The organism is Egicoccus halophilus (genome assembly GCF_004300825.1).
Taxonomy (GTDB): Bacteria; Actinomycetota; Nitriliruptoria; order Nitriliruptorales; family Nitriliruptoraceae; genus Egicoccus; species Egicoccus halophilus.
This window is the reverse complement of the sequence record NZ_CP036250.1, coordinates 271,406-290,278: the sequence shown is the minus strand read 5'-3', so window position 1 is coordinate 290,278 and position 18,873 is coordinate 271,406. Positions and strand designations below refer to the sequence as shown.

Below are 18,873 nucleotides of genomic sequence, written 5' to 3'. Positions count from 1 at the left end.
CGTCGAGGCGCCGACGGTACCGCTCCCCGGCGCGGGCGACCGCCCGCTCGCCGCCCATGTCCCGAGGTCCGTCGGCGGAGTGGTCCACCCGCCGTCCGGCCGTGCCGGAGCCCTCCGCACCCCCCGAGGTGCGGGGTTAGGGTCGTCCCATGAATCTCGCTGACTCCCTCATCAACGACCTCATCGACTTCACGGACGAGCAGGGTGTGCTCTCGTTCTACGTGGGGCACACACCGGCTCAGGCCGCCGATCCACAGCCGACCCAGCCGATCGAGATCCGCAACCAGATCAAGGATCTCAAGGCCCGGCTCGCCGAGGCCGACCGCGATCTCGCGACCGCGGTCGAGCAGCGGATCGACGCCATCAACGGCGAACTCGACCGCCTCCTCGATCCCAAGGCACACGGCCAGGGCCGCGCCCTGTTCGTCGGTGTCGCCTCGGGCCGTACGGCGTCGGTCGCGCTGCAGATCCCGTTCCGGGAACGGGTGGTGCACCACGAACGCCCCTTCGTGCGCCCACTGGTCGCCGCCGTCGACGAAGGCCGGCCGGCCGGCGTCCTGGTGCTCTCACGCAGTGGCTCGCGGCTGTTGAGCTGGAAGGTCGGCGAGGCCGAGGAGCTCGCCACCGACGCCTTCGAGCTCGGTGACGCGCAGACCGCCGACCGCAAGAGCGGACCCTCGCCGGCCGCCCCGCAGATCCAGGGCCACGGCGTGGACCACAAGGAGATGTTCGAGCAACGCGTCGACGAGAACCGCAACCGCTGGATGCGCTCGCTCGTCGATGACGTCACCGGTGCCGCCAAGGAACACGGATGGGACCGGCTGGTCGTCTCCGGCAGCGCCCAGCTGCGCGAGTTCTTCGCCAACCTCGTCGGTGAGGACGACGGCCTGCGGGTGATCCACGCCGAGCAGGACTGGGAGCACCACACGACGGCGGCCGTCGCGGCCAACGCCTGGCCGCTGCTGCGGTCGGTGCACGAGCAGCGCGAGCACGAGCTCGTCGACCGGGTCCTGGACCGGGCGTTGTCGGGCAACGCCGGTGCGCTGGGCCTCGGTGACGTGTGTGACGCGCTCAACGAGGGCCGGGTCGCCCATCTGCTGTTCGACGACCGTCTGCAGCTGACGGGCTACCGCTCCTCGCAGGACACCCTGCACCCGGAGGTCGACGGCGAGCTCGCGCAGTCCGACGGCGTCGAGTTCACCGAGGAGCCGCTGTTCGTGGAGCGCCTGATCGAGAAGGCCGTCGCCACCGGCGCCGCGGTGACGCCGGTCGCCCAGGCCCCGTCCGCGCCCTTGGGCGAGCACGGGGGCGTCGCGGCACTGCTTCGGTGGTGACCGCCGCGACGGCCGCGGCCGTCAGGGCGACGGCGGCGAGCTGACATGGACGGCGCCGCCTCCTGGCTGCGCGCCGAGGCCGACCGGGTGCTCGAACTGCACGAGTCCGGTCGGCGCTCGGCTGCCCGGGAGACCTGCGAGTCCCTGCGCGACGCGGCAGCAGCGGCCGCCGCGCTGGACCCGGACGATCCCGTCGTTCGCGAGACGGTGTTCTTCGCCGACTTCGAGCTCGCGTTGCTGTTGACCGAGGAAGGCGAGCTCGAGGCGGCCGCCCAGGCGTACCAGCGGGCCGCCTCGGCCCCCGACCGCCGGTAGGACGCGCTGCCGACCGGAAACCGGTCTGGCGTCAGCGTGCCGAGTCCGGGGAGGGGTCCAGCGCCTGGTCTCGCGCCGGGTCGAGCCGGGCCAGCAGGTCCTGCCGCGCCCGCGCCACACGCGAGCGGATCGTGCCGATCGGAACCCCGCAGATCTCGGCCGCCTCGGCGTACCCCAGCTCGAGCAGTTGCGTGAGCACGAACGCGGTGCGTCGATCCGGGTCGAGGTGGGCCACCAGTTCGCGCAGCTCGACATCACCCGCGTGGTCGGGGGCGAACGCTTCGGTCACCGGCGGCAGCCGGCGTCGCCGCTGCCGGCGCCGGATCTCGTCCGCGGCGGTGTTGCGGGCGATGGTCAACAGCCACGTGCGGGCGGACGCGTCCCCGCGGAAGCGCTCCGCCGAACGCATCGCCCGCAGGTAGACCTCCTGTGTCAGGTCGTCGGCCGACTCCCGGTCGACCAGGTGCGCACAGAAGCGCCACACGTCGTCCTGCGTGCGGCGGATGAAGGAAGCGAGCGACGAGCGGTCGCCCTCCCCGGCGGCCCGCAACAGTCGTGTGAGGTCGTCCATCGGTTCCCGGACCGGCGTACGTCGTCCGGCCAGCGTACGCCGTCGCCTGCCTCGCGTGCGGCGGGGAACCGCCGTGGGGCACGGCACGACTGCCCGCTCGATGCCGCCACCGGCACGACCACCCCCCAACGGAGAGCTGCCCATGCGCCGTCGTCTCGCGTCCGTCCTGCTTCCCGGCACCGCCCTCGCGGTGCTGGTCGCGTCCCCCGCCACCGCCCACGTCACCGCCAGCCCGAACGTCGCGCCGGCCGAGGGCGACACCGCCTTCGCCCTGCGGGTCCCGCACGGGTGCGGTGAGGCGGCGACCACGGCCGTCGCCGCCCAGATGCCGGCAGGTGTGCAGTCGGCGACGCCCGAGCAGCTGCCCGGCTGGACGGTCGAGATCGTGATCGGCGAACTCGACGAGCCCTACGAGGCCCACGGCGAGACCGTCACCGAGGGCGTCCGCGAGGTGGTGTGGACGGCCGAGCCGGGCAACGAACTGCCGGGGGACCAGTTCCGCGACTTCGGCCTCTCGGTGCGACTGGCGGGCGAGGCCGGACAGACGCTGTACTTCCCGACCGTCCAGACCTGCACCGAGGGCGAGTCCGCCTGGATCGAGATCCCCGAGTCCGTCGAAGGCTGGGGCGAGCTCGACAAGCCGGCGCCGTACGTGACCCTCGAGGCCGCCGCCGGGGGACACGGCGCCGCCACACCGGTCGACGCCGAACTGGCCAGCGCGAACAGCGCCGCCAGTGCGACCGCGGCCGCAGGCGCGCTGACCTGGGCGGCGCTCGCCCTCGGCCTGCTCGGCGCCCTCGCCGGCGTCGGCGCCCTTGCCACGGCGCGCCGCCGCTGAAGCGACGTCCGGCGCGCGCACACCGTCGGGGGGGCGGGAACCGCGCCGACGTCGTCGACGACCACCTGGTCGTGACATCCTCCCGGTTCCGCCGCCCGTACGCTCCCTCGGGCGGCGGAACACGTTCCCAAGGACTGCTCATGCCAACGGCCCGACGGACCGGCGTCTGTGACCAGGTGCGCGAGCTGTTCTCGGCCAGCGCCGACGGTGAAGCCTCGACGGGCGCGCGCGAGCACGACCACCTGCGCGACTGCGGCGGCTGTCGGACGTTCGTCGCGGCGCTGCCGCGACTCGAGCGGCAGGTGCAGGGCGCCCGCGGCGTTCCGGCCCCGCAGCTGACCGCGGACGTGCTCGTGGCGATCACCGCCGAGGCCACCGCCGAACGCGAACGCCGCGTCCTGGAACTGCGCTGGCTGATCGGTCTGGCCGGGGTCGCGCAGCTGCTGCTGGCGATCCCCCTGATCGCCGGTCTCATGGGGCCGGTCGCCCACGTCGGCCGCGATCTCGGTGCCCTGGAGCTCGCGCTGGGCATCGGCCTGCTGTTCGCCGCCTGGCAGCCCGAACGCGCCGCCGGGGTGCTGCCGATCGCCGCGGTGGTCGCGACCGCCGCCGTCGTGACCGGCGCGCTCGACCTCGCCGCCGGCCGCGCCACGCTGTTGCAGGAGCTGCCGCACCTGACCGAGATCGTCGGCGTCCTGGCACTGTGGGCGTTGACGCGCCGCCTGCCCCGGCCACGGCTGGTCGGGGCCCACGGCGCGGCCGGGAGCACCGTGTGACCGGCTCGTTGCACCCCACCTCCCGCGCGGACGGGCCGGCGACGGCCCGTCTGCTGCTCGTCGTGGCCCTCGCGCTCGCCTGGCTGGTCGCGCTGGCCGTGCCCGCGAGCGCGCACGCGTCGCTGATCGAGACCTCCCCGCCCGACGGCACCCGACTCGAGGCCGCACCCGAGCAGGTGCTGTTGCGCTTCAGCGAGGCGGTGTCGTCCACACCCGACGGCATCCGTGTCTTCGACGCGGACGCCACGCGCGTCGACGCCGGCGAGCGCGAGACCGTCAGCCCGACCGAGGTCGCGGTGGCCCTGCCCGCGGATTTGCCCGATGGCGGCTACGTCGTCACCTTCCGCGTGATCTCGGCCGACAGTCACCCGGTGGCCGGCACGTTCACGTTCGTCGTCGGTGACGGCGAGCAGGTCGACGACGCCCTGGTCGCCGACCTGTTCGGTGGCGCCGGCCAGGAGTGGACCGGCGTGGTCGGACCGCTGTTGCGCGGGGCGAGCTACCTCGGCGTCCTGCTCGCCGCCGGCGCGGCCGCGTTCTCCGCCTGGGTGGCCGCCCGACGCGAGGAGCGCGACGTCGCCTGGACCTGGGCCGTGCGCGGCGCCGTGCTGGCCGCCGTGACCAGCCTGCTGGCCGTACCGGTGCAGACCGTGGCCGTCACGGGACGTTCGCTGGCCGGGGTGTTCGCGTCCGGCGGCGGCCTCGGCGACACGCTGGTGTTCAGCTCCTTCGGTCAGAGCACCCTGTTGCGGCTGGTCGCGCTCGCCGCGTTCGTGGTCGCCTGGCAGCGTCTGGATCGCGGCCGCGGCGGGGCCGGCAGTCACCTCGAAGTGCTGGTGACCGGTGCGTTGGCCGCCGGATCGTTCGTCCTCGACGGCCATCAGCGCGCCGTCGAACCGACCTGGTTGTTGATCGGGGCCGACCTGGTGCACCTGCTCGGAGCGGCCCTGTGGGTCGGGGGTCTCGTGCTGCTGCTCGGTGCCGTGCGCCGTCGCCGGATCGACGACGATCCGGTCGGCGCCGCCGGCCTGGTCTCGCGCTTCAGCCGCCTGGCGCTGTGGTCGGTGCTCGCCCTGACCGTCGCCGGCGTGGCCATGTCGGGCGTCCTGGTGCGCACGCCCCGCGCCCTGACCGCCACCGGGTACGGCTGGACCCTGGTGGCCAAGGTCGGCCTGGTCGCGCTCGTCCTGCTCGCGGCGGCCTACAACCGCTGGCGCCTCGAGCCGGCCATCGCCGCCCGGGTCGTGCCCACCGGTGGTGCCGTCGACGTCGGCGCCGAGACCACCGACCGGGTGGCGCAGCGTTCGCGCCGCGCCTGGGGGCAGTTGCGCACCACGCTCGCGATCGAGGTCATCGGCGTCGCGGCGGTCGTGGCGGTCACCGGCTTCCTGGTCTCGCAGCGTCCCGCCGCCGAGGCCGCCGGGATCACCGGCGCCTACCAGACCACGGTCGCCCTGACCGAGGACCTCGACGTCGACCTCGTCGTCGACCCCAACCGCGCCGGCCTCAACGCCCTGCACGTCTACGTGCTCGACGAGACGGGCCGTCCGGTCGGCGACGTGGAGGACCTGCGCCTCGAACTGACCTACGTGCCCGAACAGATCGGCCCGATCGAGGTCGTGCCCTACGTCGCCGGACCGGGGCACTGGTCGGCGAACATCGAGGACCTGCGCTTCGCCGGCGAGTGGGAGGTCCGGGTCGTGGCCGGCATCGACCGCTTCACCCAGGCCGACGTGCGGGTCCCCGTCGTCGTCAACGCTCCCTGACTGCCGCGGCGGCCGCGTCGGCCGCCCAGGAGGAACCCGCCGTGACCCGATCCGCCGGAACCCGCCCCCGGACCCTGGCCCGTGGTGCCCTCGGCGCGCTCGCCGCGACCCTGCTGCTGGCCGCACCCGCGGCCGCGCACCCCTACGTGCAGGGTGGCGAGCTCCCGGTCGACAGCCTCGCCACCATGACGCTCGACCTCGCCCACGGGTGCGGCGGGCACGACGCCGACGAGGAGGCGCCGACCCTCGAGGTCGCCCTCGAGGTCCCCGACTGGCTGCGGGTCGTCGAGGTCGCCGACGTCGACGACTATGCGACCGAGGTGGAGGCCGGCACGCCCGGTGGCGGCGGGACCGTGGTGTGGACGGCGACCGGCGACGGCGTCCCCGCGCCCGCCTTCGACCTCGACGTGGTCGCCTCCGGTGAGCCGGGGGAGGAGCGGTGGCTCGGCGTCTTCCAGGCCTGCGAGGAGACGAGCTACCGCTGGGTCGGCACGCCGGAGGAACCGGCCGACGACCCGGCCATCGGCGTGACGCTGACCGAGGCCGACCCCGACAGCCCACCGCCGCCGGAAGAGGACCCGGCCGCAGCGGAGGCGGAGCAGGACGCCGACGTCGCCGAGGAGGACACGGCCGGTGACGCCGCCGACGATCCCCAGGACCCGGTCGACACCGTGATCGAGGAGCCCGAGGAGACCGTGGAAGACGACACGGTCGAGCCCGAGGCCGCCGACGCGGCGGCGGAGGACGAGGGCGGGGTCGGCGTCGCGGTCCTCGCCGTCCTCGCGCTGATCGTGGTCGGCGCGGTCGTCTACCTGGTCCGCCGTCGCGGCAGCACGTCGGGCAGCGGGGGCGGCGCGTGACCGCGAGCGACGCCCGGCGCCCGTTCCGGCTCGTGGTGCTCGTCGGGCTGCTGCTGGTGACCTTCGCGGGTCCCGCCGCGGCCGATCCGGCGGGGCCGACCAACTACGACTCGGTGGTGACCGCCGTCGAGCCGGACGACGCCCCGTTCGAGGTCGAGGTCCTCGGCGGCGACGCCTTCCTGGTCCTGCACGCCGAACCCGACGTGCGCGTGGAGGTGCCGGGCTACGAGGATGAGCCCTACGTGCGCTTCGAGGCCGACGGCACGGTGCTGGTCAACGAGCGCTCGCCCGCCCGCTGGCTCAACGACGCCCGCTACGGCGAGCTCGAGGTCGACCTGCCCACGATCGCCGATGCGCAGGCGGAACCGGTGTTCGTCGTGGTCGCCGACGACGGGACCTACGCCTGGCACGACCACCGCATCCACTTCATGAGCCCGACGCTGCCGGCGCAGGTCGACCCCGGTGCGGGTACCCCGCAGCCGGTCATGGACTGGACCGTGCCGTTGGTCGTCGACGGGCAGCCGATGGCGGTCGAGGGCACCCTGCGGTGGATCCCGGGCCCCTCACCGTTGGTTCCCGGGCTGCTCGTGGTGGCGGCGCTCGCCGCAGCGGCGGCCGTGGTGGTCGGCAGCCCGCGGGTCGCGCCGGCGCTCGCCGGCGCCGGCGCCCTGCTCGCCCTCGGCGTGGCCCTGACCAAGACGATCGGGTTGCCGGCCGGCGCCGATGCCGAACCGATGTTGCTGGTGCTGCCGGGTCTGACCCTGGTGCTGCTCGGCGTCGGCCAGCTGCTGGACCGCCGCTCCGCCGGGTCCGACCCCCGTGCCGCGCTGATCGCTGCCGCGGCGGGGATCCCGCTGCTCGTGTGGGCCGTGCTGCAACTCGGCGCGCTCACGCGGCCGATCGTCCCGGGGCCGCTGCCGGTCGGCGCGGTGCGCCTGGCCGTCGCCGTCACCGCGGCGGCGGGTCTGGCGAGCCTCGGCACGCTGGCGCGGGGGGTGCTGGCGGCCACCTCGCTGGACCCGTCGGTCGACGCCGCCCGCTGACCCGGGGCGGATCACTCGTCGCCGCCACCCTCGTCGGGAGGCTCCGTCGGGTCCGGCTCGGGATCCGGGGTCGGTGTGGGGGTCGGTGTCGGCGTCGGCTCGGGGGCGGGTGCCGGCGTCGGCGTCGGCGTGGGGGTCGGCTCCGGCTCCGGTTCGGGCTCGGGTTCCGGCTCGGGCTCCGGCTCGATCTGCTCCGGACCGCGGCTGACCACGATCGTCACGATCGAGCCTCGCGGCACGCTGGAGCCGGCGGGCGGGTCCTGGCGGATGACGAACCCCTCGGCGACCGTGCCGCTGAACTCGCGCAGGATGTTGACCTCGAGACCCTGTTGCTCGAGCCGGACCTGCGCCTCGGACTCGGAGTAGTTGGTCACGGGCCGCACGACCACACGCTCCTGGCCGGCGCTGACGACGTAGTCGACGGTGCTGCCGACGGGAACCTGCGTGCCGGCGGCCGGCGTGCTCGCCAGCACGCGACCGGCCTCGACACGGTCGCTGGGCTGCGGGCTGGCGGTGCCAGGGCTGAGCTGGGCCTCACGCAGGGCACGCAGGGCCTGCTCCTCGGTGAGGCCGACCAACTCGGGGACCGCGACCTGCTCCTGGCCGGTGGACACGACGAGGTTCACCTCGGAGCCCTCCGCCGCCATCGTCTCGGCTGGCGGATCCTGCCGGAGGACGCGTCCCGCCCCGACGGTGTCCGAGGGCTCCTCGGTCACCTCGCCCCGGACGAACCCCTGCTGGCCCAGGATCTGCTCGGCCGCCTCCAGCGTCTGCTCCACCACGTCGGGCACCGCGACCCGCTCGGTGTCGTCGCCGAACATGTCGGCCAGGGCCCAGGCGCCCGCGGCCAACGCCACGAGTGCGAGCACGGCCAGCAGCCCGAACAGCGTTCCGCGCCGCCGCCGCTGCTGCTCGTGCGACGGCACGGCCCGGGTGGCGCCGGTGGGGGTGAGCAGCGCCGTCTCGTCCTCGGTCAGCACGGCCGGTGCGGCGACCGGATGTCCGGCACGCGCGGCCAGGACGTCCTGACGCATCTCGTCGGCCGACCGGTAGCGGTTGGCCGGGTTCTTGGCCAGGGCCCGCATCGCGATCGCCTCGGCGGCCGGCGACACCGACGGCTCGAGCTCGCGCGGCGGACGCGGCGGCTCCTGGACGTGCTGGTAGGCGACCGTCACGGCGGAGTCACCCACGAAGGGCTGCCGACCGGTCAGGGCCTCGTAGAGCACGACGCCCAGCGAGTACAGGTCCGATCGCTCGTCGACGTCGAGGCCCTGCGCCTGTTCGGGGGACAGGTACGCGGCCGTACCCAGGACCGCCGCCGTACGGGTGACGGTCTCGTTGCCCACCGCCCGGGCGATGCCGAAGTCGGTGACCTTCACCGTCCCGTCGTCGGCGAGCAGGATGTTGCCCGGCTTGACGTCCCGGTGGATCAGCCCGCGCGAGTGGGCGTACTGCAGCGCCGCGCAGACGTCGGCCACCACCTCCAGCGAGCGGTCCTCGGTCAGGCCGCCGGCGTCGACGGCCTGCTGCAGCGAGCGGCCCTCGACCAGTTCCATGACGATGAAGGGCTGCCGGATCCCCGCGTCGGGGTCGACCCCCACCGGGACCTCCGCGCCCGTGTCGTAGACGGCCACGAGGTTGGGGTGGTTGAGCCGGGCGACGTGGCGTGCCTCGTCGTGGAACCGGCGCGTGAAGGCCTCGTCGTCCCGGAACCGGTCGAGCAGCAGCTTGATCGCGACCTCGCGATCGAGCGTGCGGTCGTGCGCGGCCCACACCTCGGCCATGCCGCCACGACCGAGCAGACGTCGGAGTTCGTAGCGGTCGACGAGCACGCGACCTGGACTCACCGGGGCCTCCGTGCCGAGTGACGGCGGGGATACGACGAGGTGCCGGGATGGACGGCCGCCGAGCGTAGCAACGGCACGGACGACCACTGCGCGTCACCACCGGCGCAGCGGTCCTGCTCGAACCGGTGTCCGGGTTGCGATCGTGGCCTCACGACGCCGCGAGCGCCGCCTGCATCACGGCGCGGGCGATCGGTGCCGCGACCTGTCCGCCGGTGGCGTCCCCACCGGCCTGCGGCACCACCACCGCGACGGCGACCTCCTCGTCGGCGAAACCGACGAACCACACCGTCGGGTCGCCGCCGGTCTGCGCCGTGCCGGTCTTGCCGCCCACGGTGACACCGTCGATGCGGGCCTGTGTGCCGGTTCCGTCCTCCACCACCTCGATCATCATGTCGCGCAACTGGTCGGCCACCGTCTCGTCGACCACCTGGCTGTCGAAGCGGCCCTCGTTCCACGCGGTCGCCGACGACTCGCGCAGCAGGCGACCGGATGGATCGCGTACGGCGCGAACCAGGTGGGGTTCGACGAGTTGCCCGCCGTTGGCCAACGCGGCGGCGACGATGGCCATCTGCATCGGTGTGGCGCGCACGTCGCGCTGACCGATCGCGCTCTGGGCGGTCGAGGGAACGTCCATCGACTTCGGGATGGCGCTGCGGGCGACCGTCAGCTCGAACGGCGGCTGGCGGTTGAACCCGAACCGCTCCGCCATGTCGATCAGCTCGTCCTCGCCCATCTCGACCCCGAGGCGGGCGAAGACGGTGTTGCACGAGACCCGCATGGCGTCGGCGAGCGAGATGGTGCCACCGTCGGCGCACGCGCCGTTGCCGAAGTTGCCGATGTCGGCCTCGGTCTGGGGCACGTCGTAGACGACCTCGTCCGGGAACGCGGTCTCCGGCGAGCGGCCGTTCTCGAGCGCCGCGGCGGCGGTGATCAGCTTGAAGGTCGAGCCCGGGGGATAGGTCTCCGAGATGGCCCGGTTCACCAGCGGGCGGTCGGGATCGTCACGCAACGGCTCCCACGCCGCGCGGATGCCGGCGGCGTCGTGGGTCGACAGCGGCCCGGGATCGAAGCTCGGGCTGGCGTAGCTGGCGAGCACCGCTCCCGATCGCGGGTCGATCGCCACGACGGCACCGATGCGGTCCCCGAGGGCCTCCGCCGCCGCCCGCTGGGCCGCGGGGACCAGCGTGAGCTCCACGGTGTTGCCGGCCTGGTCGCGGGCGAACAGCAGGTCGCCGAGGTTCTGGGCCAGGACCTCGAGCGGTTGGCCGATCAGGTCCTCGTTGAGCGCCGCCTCGAGTCCGGAGCGGCCGAGGATGAACGAGTAGTAGCCGGTCAGGTGACCGTAGAGCGCCCCGGCCGGGTACTCGCGCAGGTACTGCAGGTCGCCCTCGGTCTCCTGCGAACGCGCGATGGCCTCCTCGCCCACGACGATGGAGCCGCGGTCGATCTGGTACTCGCGGATGAGCAGCCGACGGTTGGCCGGGTGGTTGGCGAGGTCGTCCGCCTGCACGAGCGCGATGACGTTGAGGTTGACGAACAGCACGCCGAACAGCAGCAGGGTGAAGGCCGCCACGCGCCCGATCTGCTTGCTCATCGCGCTCCCGCCGCGTCCGTCCTGCGGCGACCGATGGTACGGCGACGACCGGACGAGCGACCGCCGGGGCGCCCACGGGACTCGTCGCTGATGCGCAGCAGGAGCGCGATCAGGACGTAGTTGCCCAGCAGCGAGGAGCCGCCGTAGGACACGAAGGGCAGGGTGATGCCGGTCAACGGCACGACGCGGGTCAGCCCGCCGACGATGACGAAGGTCTGCAGCGCGATCGTGACGGTCAGCCCGAGGGCGAGCAGCGTGCCGAACTCGTCGCGGGCGGTGAGCGAGATCTTGTAGCCGCGCACGACCAGGAGCAGGAACGCGACCAGGAGTGCGGTGGCACCGAGCAGCCCCAGCTCCTCACCGACGACCACGAAGATCGCGTCGGTGGCGCTGAACGGCACGTCCTGCGGACGTCCACCGCCGAGGCCGGCACCGGTGAGTCCGCCGGTCCCGATCGCGAACAGGCTCTGGGCGAGCTGGTAGCCGGCGTCGGTCACCTGTGACCACGGGTCGAGCCAGATCGACACGCGCACACGGACGTGCGCGAACAGCTGGTAGGCGATCGAGGCCCCGATCGCGAAGGCGACCAACCCCAGCGCCGGATAGGCGGCGCGTCCGGTCGCGACGTAGAGGACCGCGAGGAAGGCGCCGAACAGCAGCAGCGCGGAGCCGAGGTCGCGGAGTCCGGCCATCACGACCAGCGCCGCGAAGGTCGCCACGAGCACCGGCGCGAGGTGTCGTGGCGGGGGGACGAGCAACGGGCCGATCCGTTGGCTGCTGACCGACAGCAGGGCCCGCTTGCGCTCGAGGTAGCCGGCCAGGAACACCACCATCGTGAGCTTGGCCAGTTCGCCGGGCTGGAAGCGCATCCCGGCCACGTCGATCCACAGCTGGGCGCCGTTGATCACCCCGGCGCTCAGACCGGGGACCAGCGGCAGCACCAGCAGCACCAGGGTGAGCAGACCGAACGTGTACTGGTAGCGCGAGAGCAGCCGCACGTTGCGCACGACGACCAGCACGACACACATCGCCGCGACCGACACCGCGGTCCACACCGTCTGCGTGGTCGCGAGGTCGCTGCCGGCGGCCAGGTCGACGCGACGGACGAACACCAGGCCCAGGCCGTTGAGCAGGAACGCCAACGGCAGCAGCGTCGGATCGGCGCCCGGCGCCGTCGCCCGCACCACGAGGTGGGCGACGATGGCGACGACGGTCAACGCGACGCCGGTGAGGACGGCGCTGGGCGGCAGTTCCGGGGACTGCGACCACCCCAGCAGCATGCTGGCGAACACGGTCACCACCACGGCGAAGGCCAGCAGGCGGGCCTCGGTCGCGCGCGGGGAGGAGCCGGTGCGCGGCTCGCCGGTCCGGCGGGAGGTCCCGGTCGCCGCGCTCACGGTTGGTCGGCCGGTTGGTCGTCCGCGGGCTGGGTGCCGACACCGTCCGGATCGGCCGCGTCGTCGCCGGTACCCGCGTCGGTGGTGTCGGTGTCGGTGGTGTCGGTGTCGGTGTCGGTGGCGCCGCCCGGCTGGTCGTCGCCGGCCTCGCCGCGGCGGGGTGCTCCGGCCACGATCCGTCGGGCGACGTTGCGGTCGGGAGCGTGGATGCCGTCCTCGAGCGCAGGCTGGTACCAGGCCGGGACGTCGGCCAGGGTCAGCTCGGTGCGCTCGACGATCCGGGCCAGGTCCCAAGTCCCGATCGAGACGTCGACCCCCTGGTAGATCACCACCTGCTCGTCGTCGAGGCCGACGAAGTACTGCTGGGACAGCAGCAGTCGACCGCCGACGAACACGATCCCGGCCAGTACGAGCACGCCGAGCAGCACCGCCAGGCCCCGACCGGCCACGCCGCGCCGCTCGGGCTCGTCCCCCTGGCCGTGGGCCACCGAGCCGTCCCGGCCGAGCGCGCCGTAGTTGCCCAGCCGGCCGGCCCAGTCACCGCCGCCGGACTCGTCACGGGTGCTGATCGTGACGGGAGCGCCGCCGCGGCGACGCTCCCCCGAGTCCGGCTCGCCGCGTGCCGCCGTCCCGGCGTCGGCCGCGGCGCCGCCACGTCTGGCTCGGCCGGGATCGTCGGGTGCGTCGGGGTCGCAGCGCAGGATGACGACGGTGATGTTGTCCGGGCCGCCCCGGGCGTTGGCCGCCTGGATGAGCCGCTCGATGACCACGTCGGCGTCCGCGTCGTCCGCGAGCTGCTGGGCGATGAACTCGTCGTCGAGCACGCCGGTGAGCCCGTCGGAGCACAGCAGCACCTGGTCGCCCGGCTCCACGTCGATCGTGATCGAGTCGACCTCGACCTCACGGGCCACCCCGATCGCGCGGGTGATGATCGAGCGCTGTGGGTGGCTGGCCGCCTCCTGCTTGGTGATCTGCCCCTCATCGATCAGGTGCTGCACCAGCGTGTGGTCGTCGGTCAGCTGTTCGAACCGACCGCCGCGCCACAGGTAGGCCCGGCTGTCGCCGACGTGGGCGAGGTGCAACCGTCGGCCCTCGATCATCGCCGCGGTCAGGGTCGTCCCCATGCCGCGGTAGGCCGGCTCGTCCTCGGCGAGCTGCGACACGACGTCGTTGGCGGCGACCACGGCCCGGCGCAACGCCGTCTCCGCGTCGCCGGCGTCGGCGAAGACCTTGCCGTCGAGCGCCTCGACGGGCTCGAGGGCCTTGGCCGAGGCGATCTCCCCGGCGAGGTGACCGCCCATGCCGTCGGCGACGGCGAAGACGCTCTCGGCCACGAGGTAGCTGTCCTCGTTGCCCTGGCGGACGCGCCCGACGTGCGTCCCTCCGGACGCGGTCATCCGTCTCATCGACGGACCTCGATACGGGTCTTGCCCAGACGCAGCTGGTCACCGTCGGCCAGGGGGGTCAGCCGGGTCACCTTGGCGCCGTTGAGGTAGGTGCCGTTGGTGGAGCCCAGGTCCCGGACGGACCACCCACCGTCGTCGGGCAGGATCTGGGCATGCTCGTCGGAGACGTAGACGTCATCGACGACCACGTCCGCTGCTGCCGACGAGCGGCCCATCGTCACGCCATGCCCTCCGAGTCCGAACGTGCGGGATCCGCCGTCGGGTCGGTGGACGACGATCTCGCGTGGGGTCTTGCGGGATTTCCGCGGCGAGGGTGCCGGCGTGGCCGCAGCCGGGCGCGCCGTGGGCGGCGACGTGCGACGGGGGCCGTACAGGTCGACCACGACCGCCCGGAGGGTGCGGGCCAGGAACAGGTAGAGCAGCAGCAGCAGACCGAACTTGAGGACCGTCAACAGCGCCTCGGTCACGCCCGGTCCTCCACCAGTTCGATCACCGCGTCGCCGAGTTCGATCCGGTCGCCGGACGCGACCGGCTGTTCCGCCGCGTGGACGCCGTTGACGCTGGTGCCGTTGGTCGAGTTCAGGTCGATGACCCACCAGCCGTCCCCGCGACGCACCAGGGCAGCGTGCTCCCGCGACACGGTGGAGTCGTCCAGGGTCACGTCACACGAGCTCATGCGGCCGACCGTGAGCCGTCGGCCGGTGAGCGGGAAGGCGCTCCCGGCACCGGGTCCGCGGGCAATGCGGACCTGCAGGGTCGTACGCGGGACGGGGGCGACGACCTGTGTCTCGCCCAGCCCGGCCGGGGTCGACGGCGCGGCCGGGGGACGCTGGGTCGGCGCGTGCGAGCCGCCGCGCAGCCGTGCGCCCGACGGGCCGGCCGGGTCGACCACCTCGACCCGCCCGGCGAGGTCGTACATGCCGTAGCGGACCCCGTCGTCGGCCTCGATACGGACCTTGACCGGGCCGCGCAGCGACCAACCGCGGTCGCCGCTGGTGCGGACGACCACCTCGGCGAGCTCGCGTGGCAAAGACGCCCCGAACGACGACAGCCGGTCGTGGTCCTTGCCGCTGACGTGGATGCGGTAGACGTTGGGCACCACGACGCCGTCGGCGGTGACGTGCTGGTTGTCCTCGGCGTAGCGTTGCAGCGCCTTGGCGAGCTCGACCGGCTGGAGACCGGACCGGAAGGCACGCGCGAAGAAGCCCTCGACGGCGCCTTCGAGGCGTCGCTCGAAGTCCTGTAGCACGCCCATCGCTGTCCGGTGTCCTCGGCGGAAGGTTCCTCGTGCCCCCGGGCGGGCGCGACGGCCACCCGGCGGTGCGGTCACCCCGGCGAGGACGACGACGAACGTCCGCACGAGAAGTCGCGGGAATCCTAGCTGAGCGCGACAGGGTTTCCCTCGTCCGATCGTCGCACGTCCCAGGCCGCCGGGCGCTCACGACGCCGACGTCCCGGGTCACGTTGCCGTTCCCGCGGCAGCGGTGATACCGTCCGCGACTCCACTCGGGCGGGTGGCGGAATTGGCAGACGCGCACGGTTCAGGTCCGTGTGTCCGAAAGGACATGGGGGTTCAAGTCCCCCCTCGCCCACCAGCGAAGGCCCCGCGGTCGCGGGGCCTTCGTCGTGTGTGCCCGCCGCTCGAGGTGGGCGTCGAGGCCTCGAGCGGGCCGGAGACTCGCGCGGGCATCGCCAGCTCGACCCGGCCCGCGCTCGCCGGGGCTGCTCAGGCGCGGACCAGGTGCAGCGGCCGGTCGAAGTGTCGATGACCGGCGATGGCCCGCGCGAACGCCTCGCAGAAGCGCGCCAGGTCGTCGCCGTTCCCGCCCACCAGCGTGACGACGCCGGCGGCGTCCGCGAAGCCGCCCTCCGCCGGTGCCAGCTCCGCACCCGGCAGCGACAGCTCCTCGAGCAGCCGCACCCCGGAGCCGATGGCGGCAACGGGCTTGGCGTGCTTGTAGGCCTCCAGCGGCCAGTTCGCGAGCTCCCCCTTGCCGCGCACCCCGTCGACGCTGTCGTCACCGCCGGCGACCAGCACGGCGTCGTAGAGCACCGAGGACATCGTCGCCATCTGCCGGTCGACCGGCAACGGCTCCGCACCGTCGGGCGGTCCTTCGCCGTCCGCTCGTCGTCGCTCATCCCGGTGCTCCCTGGTATCGGGGGCTGACACCTTGGTGCATCCACCCTCCGTCCACATCGGCCGATGTGCCAGGACGGGCGGCCAGACGGCTGCATCTTTCCGTAAGGGCCGTGCTCCGGGCGGGATCCGGCGCGGGTGACGGCGTTCCGCCAGTTGCTCCGCGCCACGCGGCGGTGTCGACCTCGACCACCGTGGCACGCGGCGACGCCCCGCGAGCAGCTCGCGGGGCGTCACCGGTGTGGAGGGCAAGGGCCGGTCAGGAGCGCAGCAAAGACTGAAATGCGAATCTGGTGTCTTCCTTCACGCCGGCTTCACGGATGCTGCCGACGTCTTCACGTGCGCCCCACGCGTCGCGTCCCTGGACCACCGCTGGGCCGCAGTCCGGTGCCGCGCGGACCCGCCGGTCAGCCGGCCTCGGCCCCGAACCCGGTGACCAGGATGACCCCTGCGAGCAGCCACACGTACAGCGAGAAGATCCGGAACCGTGCCTGCTCGAGCAGACGCAGCACCGCCCACAGTGCCCCCGCACCGACCACCGCGGCGGTCAGCATGCCGACCGCCATCGCCGACCAGCTGATGGCGACCAGGCCGCCGGCGTCCAGCACGTCGCGCAGTTGCAGGGCCGACGCCCCCAGGATCGTCGGGATGGCGACGAAGAACGAGTAGCGGGCCGCGAGCTTGCGGTGCATGCCGACGAGCAGCGCGGCGAAGATCGTCGTCCCCGAGCGGGACAGCCCGGGCATCAACGCGGCGAACTGCGCCACCCCGATCGCGATCGCCACGCCGATGCCGACGTCGGGCGCACGCAGCCGTCCGGGGCCGGCCTTGTCGGTCCACCACAGCATCGCGCCCGTGCCGATCAACGCCACCGCGATCGCGGTCGGCGACCCGAAGCCGGTCGTGAGCTGGTCGACGAACAGCAACCCCAGCACCCCGGTGACGGCGGTCGTGAGCAGCCCCAACGCGATCAGTCGGGTGGACACCGCCTCACGCAGGCCGCCGGCGCGCAGGCGACCGGAGGTGAGGTCGTCGACGACCCCGGCACCCAGTGCCCGCAACCCGGCGCCCATGACGACCGCGATCGACACGAGCGTGCCGACGTGCACGAGCAGGTCGAACAGCACCATCTCGGCGCTCTCGGGCGGCGGCAGGTCCTGTCCGAGACTGCGCAACAGGGTCTGGGTGAGGACCAGGTGGCTGGTCGAGGAGACCGGGAAGAACATGAAGACGCCCTGCACGACGCCGAGCACGAAGGCGACGAACAGGGACATGCAGACCTCGGCAGATGTCGGGGAGGCGGCGGAAGCGGCCTGTGCGGCTACAGCTGGCGACGGCCGCGTTCGATCACGGCGGCACGGCGACGCTCGACCGCCTCGGCGTCGACCGTCAGGGAACGACCTCGCCGTCGTTCCTGCGCGAGCGCGTCGGCCAGCGGCACACCGGACAGTTGCCGGTAGGTCTGCAGCAGCGTGCGCACGACGACCGGGTCGGTCTCCCCGATCGCCTCGCCGAGCGACAGCGCGGTTCGCAACAGCTCGTCGTGTTCGACGACCGCGTTCACGAGCCCGAGTGCCAGCGCCTCGTCGGCGGCGACGAAGCGTCCGGTCAGGCTCATGCCCAGCGCCGTACGCAGGCCGACGAAGCGCGGCAGCAGCACCGACAGGCCACCGGAGGGGTGGATGCCGACCCGGGCGTGGGTGTCGGCGAAGCGGGCCTGCGGCGAGGCGACCGCGAGGTCGCAGCACAGCGCCAGTTCCAGCCCGCCGGTGACCGCGGGCCCGTTCACGGCCGCGATCGTCGGGGTCGACAACTCCTGCAGGGTCTTCCACGGGTCGGCGTCGAGCGACTCGACCTCCTCGAGCACCAGCTCGCCGGCACTCACCGCGGCGAGGTCCAGCCCCGCGCAGAAGGCCGGGTCCGCGCCGGTCAGCACGATGGCGCGGACCTCGTCGTCGCCGTCGGCGGCCCGCAACCGCGCGACCAGGTCCTGCATCGTGGGCAGGTCCAGGGCGTTGCGCCGGTCGGGGGCGTCCAACGTGAGGACGACGACCCCGTGCGCGGCGGGACGGACGGTGAGTCGCGACATGGACGAGCTCCTGCGGGAACGGGACGCGAGCCTGCCAGAGCCCGCGTCCCGGACGCCACCTCGCGACGGCGACGTCAGGCCGGGCACCGCGCGTCCCCGCCGGGCTAGCGTCGGGCACGTGCGTGCGCTGCCAGGACCGACCGATGCCCGGACGCTCCGCGACGTGGCCGTCGGGGGAGCCGTCGGGTCGTTGCTGCGGGCGGGTGCCGTCCTGGCCGTCCTGTCGGCCGTGCACAGCGAATTGGTGCCGCTGTTGGTGCTCAACGTGACCGGCACCTACCTGCTCGCCCGGCTCGTGGTGGGGGCACGCCACGATCCGCGACGACGTGCACGCCTGCCATTGCTCGGCACCGGGCTGCTGGGCGCGCTGACCACCTTCTCCGGCCTGGTCGTGCCGCTCGCCCTGCTGCTGGTCGACGGCGCCGGGCCGCTCGCGCTGGTCTGGGCCGCCAGCAGCCTGGCCGGTGGGGTGGCCGCGGCGGCCGCCGGCCTGCGTCGGGGTGGCACGTGACGCCGCTCGTCCTGCTCGCCGGTCTGGCCGCGGTGGCCGGCGCGGGCGCGCTCGGTGCGCTCGTGCGCCACCTCGTGGCCGCCGCGGGGGCGGCGCGCTCACCGGCCGCCCGAGCCGTCGCCGTCGCCACCTGCAACCTCACCGGTGCGGCACTGCTCGCCGCCGTGGTCGGGCTCGAGCGCGCCGGACGCCTGCCGACGGCGGCGGTCCTGGTGATCGGGACCGGCTTCTGTGGTGCGCTGACCACGTTCTCGACCTGGGTGGTCGACGCGGTCGGCGCCTGGGACGAGGGTGTCCGGCGCCCGCTCGTCATCGCCCTGGTGGATCTGCTCGGGCAGCTGGTCGTCGGGGTGCTGGTCGCCGTCGTGGTGCTCACCCGCTGGTGAGGG

Annotated in this window: 19 protein-coding genes and 1 tRNA gene; 10 read left to right on the top strand and 10 right to left on the bottom strand. The window is 73.6% G+C overall.

The genetic code is table 11. The features are described from left to right. Positions 1–149: 149 nt before the first annotated feature. Positions 150–1,334 (top strand): MSMEG_1130 family ribosome hibernation factor, encoded by a 1,185-nt coding sequence (locus ELR47_RS01330; RefSeq protein ID WP_130648253.1) that lies wholly within the window; start codon positions 150–152, stop codon positions 1,332–1,334. A 45-nt stretch (positions 1,335–1,379) separates the two neighbouring features. Then, positions 1,380–1,649, top strand: a complete 270-nt coding sequence (locus ELR47_RS01325; RefSeq protein ID WP_130648252.1) for a hypothetical protein — start codon at positions 1,380–1,382, stop codon at positions 1,647–1,649. A 31-nt stretch (positions 1,650–1,680) separates the two neighbouring features. Here ELR47_RS01325 and ELR47_RS01320 read toward each other — a convergent pair whose 3' ends face one another. Next, positions 1,681–2,220 carry a sigma-70 family RNA polymerase sigma factor gene (locus ELR47_RS01320; protein ID WP_130648251.1) on the bottom strand — a complete coding sequence of 180 codons (540 nt, stop codon included), beginning with the start codon at positions 2,218–2,220 and terminating at the stop codon, positions 1,681–1,683. A 142-nt stretch (positions 2,221–2,362) separates the two neighbouring features. Here ELR47_RS01320 and ELR47_RS01315 point away from each other — a divergent pair, with 142 nt between their 5' ends. The 5 genes from ELR47_RS01315 (at position 2,363) to ELR47_RS01295 (ending at position 7,503) form a co-directional block, all read left to right on the top strand. Continuing rightward, the gene (locus tag ELR47_RS01315) at positions 2,363–3,058 is read left to right on the top strand and encodes a YcnI family copper-binding membrane protein (protein ID WP_165403770.1); all 696 of its coding nucleotides are present in this window, start codon (positions 2,363–2,365) and stop codon (positions 3,056–3,058) included. Positions 3,059–3,198: 140 nt separating this feature from the next. Continuing rightward, a complete protein-coding gene (locus ELR47_RS01310; protein ID WP_130648249.1) occupies positions 3,199–3,834 on the top strand; it encodes a hypothetical protein in 636 nt (211 codons plus the stop codon). Next, on the top strand, positions 3,831–5,600 hold the full coding sequence (locus ELR47_RS01305; RefSeq protein WP_130648248.1) for a copper resistance CopC/CopD family protein: 1,770 nt from the start codon (positions 3,831–3,833) through the stop codon (positions 5,598–5,600). The genes ELR47_RS01310 and ELR47_RS01305 overlap by 4 nt, the downstream gene beginning before the upstream one ends. Positions 5,601–5,641: 41 nt before the next feature. Further along, on the top strand, positions 5,642–6,460 hold the full coding sequence (locus ELR47_RS18075; RefSeq protein WP_165403769.1) for a hypothetical protein: 819 nt from the start codon (positions 5,642–5,644) through the stop codon (positions 6,458–6,460). After that, on the top strand, positions 6,457–7,503 hold the full coding sequence (locus ELR47_RS01295; RefSeq protein WP_130648247.1) for a hypothetical protein: 1,047 nt from the start codon (positions 6,457–6,459) through the stop codon (positions 7,501–7,503). The genes ELR47_RS18075 and ELR47_RS01295 overlap by 4 nt, the downstream gene beginning before the upstream one ends. Positions 7,504–7,514: 11 nt before the next feature. Here ELR47_RS01295 and pknB read toward each other — a convergent pair whose 3' ends face one another. From pknB to ELR47_RS01265, 6 genes are all read right to left on the bottom strand, one after another. After that, positions 7,515–9,350, bottom strand: coding sequence for a Stk1 family PASTA domain-containing Ser/Thr kinase (pknB, locus tag ELR47_RS01290; protein WP_165403768.1), 1,836 nt, complete (start codon positions 9,348–9,350; stop codon positions 7,515–7,517). A 148-nt stretch (positions 9,351–9,498) separates the two neighbouring features. Next, entirely contained in the window at positions 9,499–10,944 is a 1,446-nt protein-coding gene (locus ELR47_RS01285) for a peptidoglycan D,D-transpeptidase FtsI family protein (RefSeq protein ID WP_130648245.1), read from the bottom strand. Beyond that, positions 10,941–12,341 (bottom strand): FtsW/RodA/SpoVE family cell cycle protein, encoded by a 1,401-nt coding sequence (locus ELR47_RS01280; RefSeq protein WP_130648244.1) that lies wholly within the window; start codon positions 12,339–12,341, stop codon positions 10,941–10,943. Before ELR47_RS01280 ends, ELR47_RS01285 begins: the two co-directional genes overlap by 4 nt. After that, positions 12,338–13,747 carry a Stp1/IreP family PP2C-type Ser/Thr phosphatase gene (locus ELR47_RS01275; protein WP_130648243.1) on the bottom strand — a complete coding sequence of 470 codons (1,410 nt, stop codon included), beginning with the start codon at positions 13,745–13,747 and terminating at the stop codon, positions 12,338–12,340. The genes ELR47_RS01280 and ELR47_RS01275 overlap by 4 nt, the downstream gene beginning before the upstream one ends. After that, positions 13,744–14,214 (bottom strand): FHA domain-containing protein, encoded by a 471-nt coding sequence (locus tag ELR47_RS01270; protein WP_130648242.1) that lies wholly within the window; start codon positions 14,212–14,214, stop codon positions 13,744–13,746. The genes ELR47_RS01275 and ELR47_RS01270 overlap by 4 nt, the downstream gene beginning before the upstream one ends. Beyond that, the gene (locus ELR47_RS01265) at positions 14,211–15,002 is read right to left on the bottom strand and encodes an FhaA domain-containing protein (protein WP_130648241.1); all 792 of its coding nucleotides are present in this window, start codon (positions 15,000–15,002) and stop codon (positions 14,211–14,213) included. The genes ELR47_RS01270 and ELR47_RS01265 overlap by 4 nt, the downstream gene beginning before the upstream one ends. 253 nt (positions 15,003–15,255) lie before the next feature. Between ELR47_RS01265 and ELR47_RS01260 the strand changes: the two genes are divergently transcribed. Beyond that, positions 15,256–15,342: transfer RNA gene (locus ELR47_RS01260), tRNA-Leu, on the top strand. A gap of 131 nt (positions 15,343–15,473) precedes the next feature. Here ELR47_RS01260 and ELR47_RS01255 read toward each other — a convergent pair. The 3 genes from ELR47_RS01255 to ELR47_RS01245 all read right to left on the bottom strand — a co-directional run bounded on the left by ELR47_RS01255 (position 15,474) and on the right by ELR47_RS01245 (position 17,973). Continuing rightward, positions 15,474–15,818: a catalase gene (locus ELR47_RS01255; RefSeq protein WP_130648240.1), complete on the bottom strand. Its 345-nt coding sequence runs from the start codon at positions 15,816–15,818 to the stop codon at positions 15,474–15,476. 473 nt (positions 15,819–16,291) lie between these two features. Beyond that, positions 16,292–17,158 carry an undecaprenyl-diphosphate phosphatase gene (locus ELR47_RS01250; RefSeq protein WP_130648239.1) on the bottom strand — a complete coding sequence of 289 codons (867 nt, stop codon included), beginning with the start codon at positions 17,156–17,158 and terminating at the stop codon, positions 16,292–16,294. A gap of 47 nt (positions 17,159–17,205) precedes the next feature. Next, positions 17,206–17,973, bottom strand: coding sequence for an enoyl-CoA hydratase (locus ELR47_RS01245; RefSeq protein ID WP_130648238.1), 768 nt, complete (start codon positions 17,971–17,973; stop codon positions 17,206–17,208). 163 nt (positions 17,974–18,136) lie between these two features. Between ELR47_RS01245 and ELR47_RS01240 the strand changes: the two genes are divergently transcribed. Both ELR47_RS01240 and ELR47_RS01235 read left to right on the top strand, forming a co-directional pair. After that, on the top strand, positions 18,137–18,484 hold the full coding sequence (locus tag ELR47_RS01240) for a CrcB family protein (RefSeq protein WP_165403767.1): 348 nt from the start codon (positions 18,137–18,139) through the stop codon (positions 18,482–18,484). Then, a complete protein-coding gene (locus tag ELR47_RS01235; protein WP_165403766.1) occupies positions 18,481–18,870 on the top strand; it encodes a FluC/FEX family fluoride channel in 390 nt (129 codons plus the stop codon). Before ELR47_RS01240 ends, ELR47_RS01235 begins: the two co-directional genes overlap by 4 nt. Positions 18,871–18,873 lie beyond the last annotated feature (3 nt).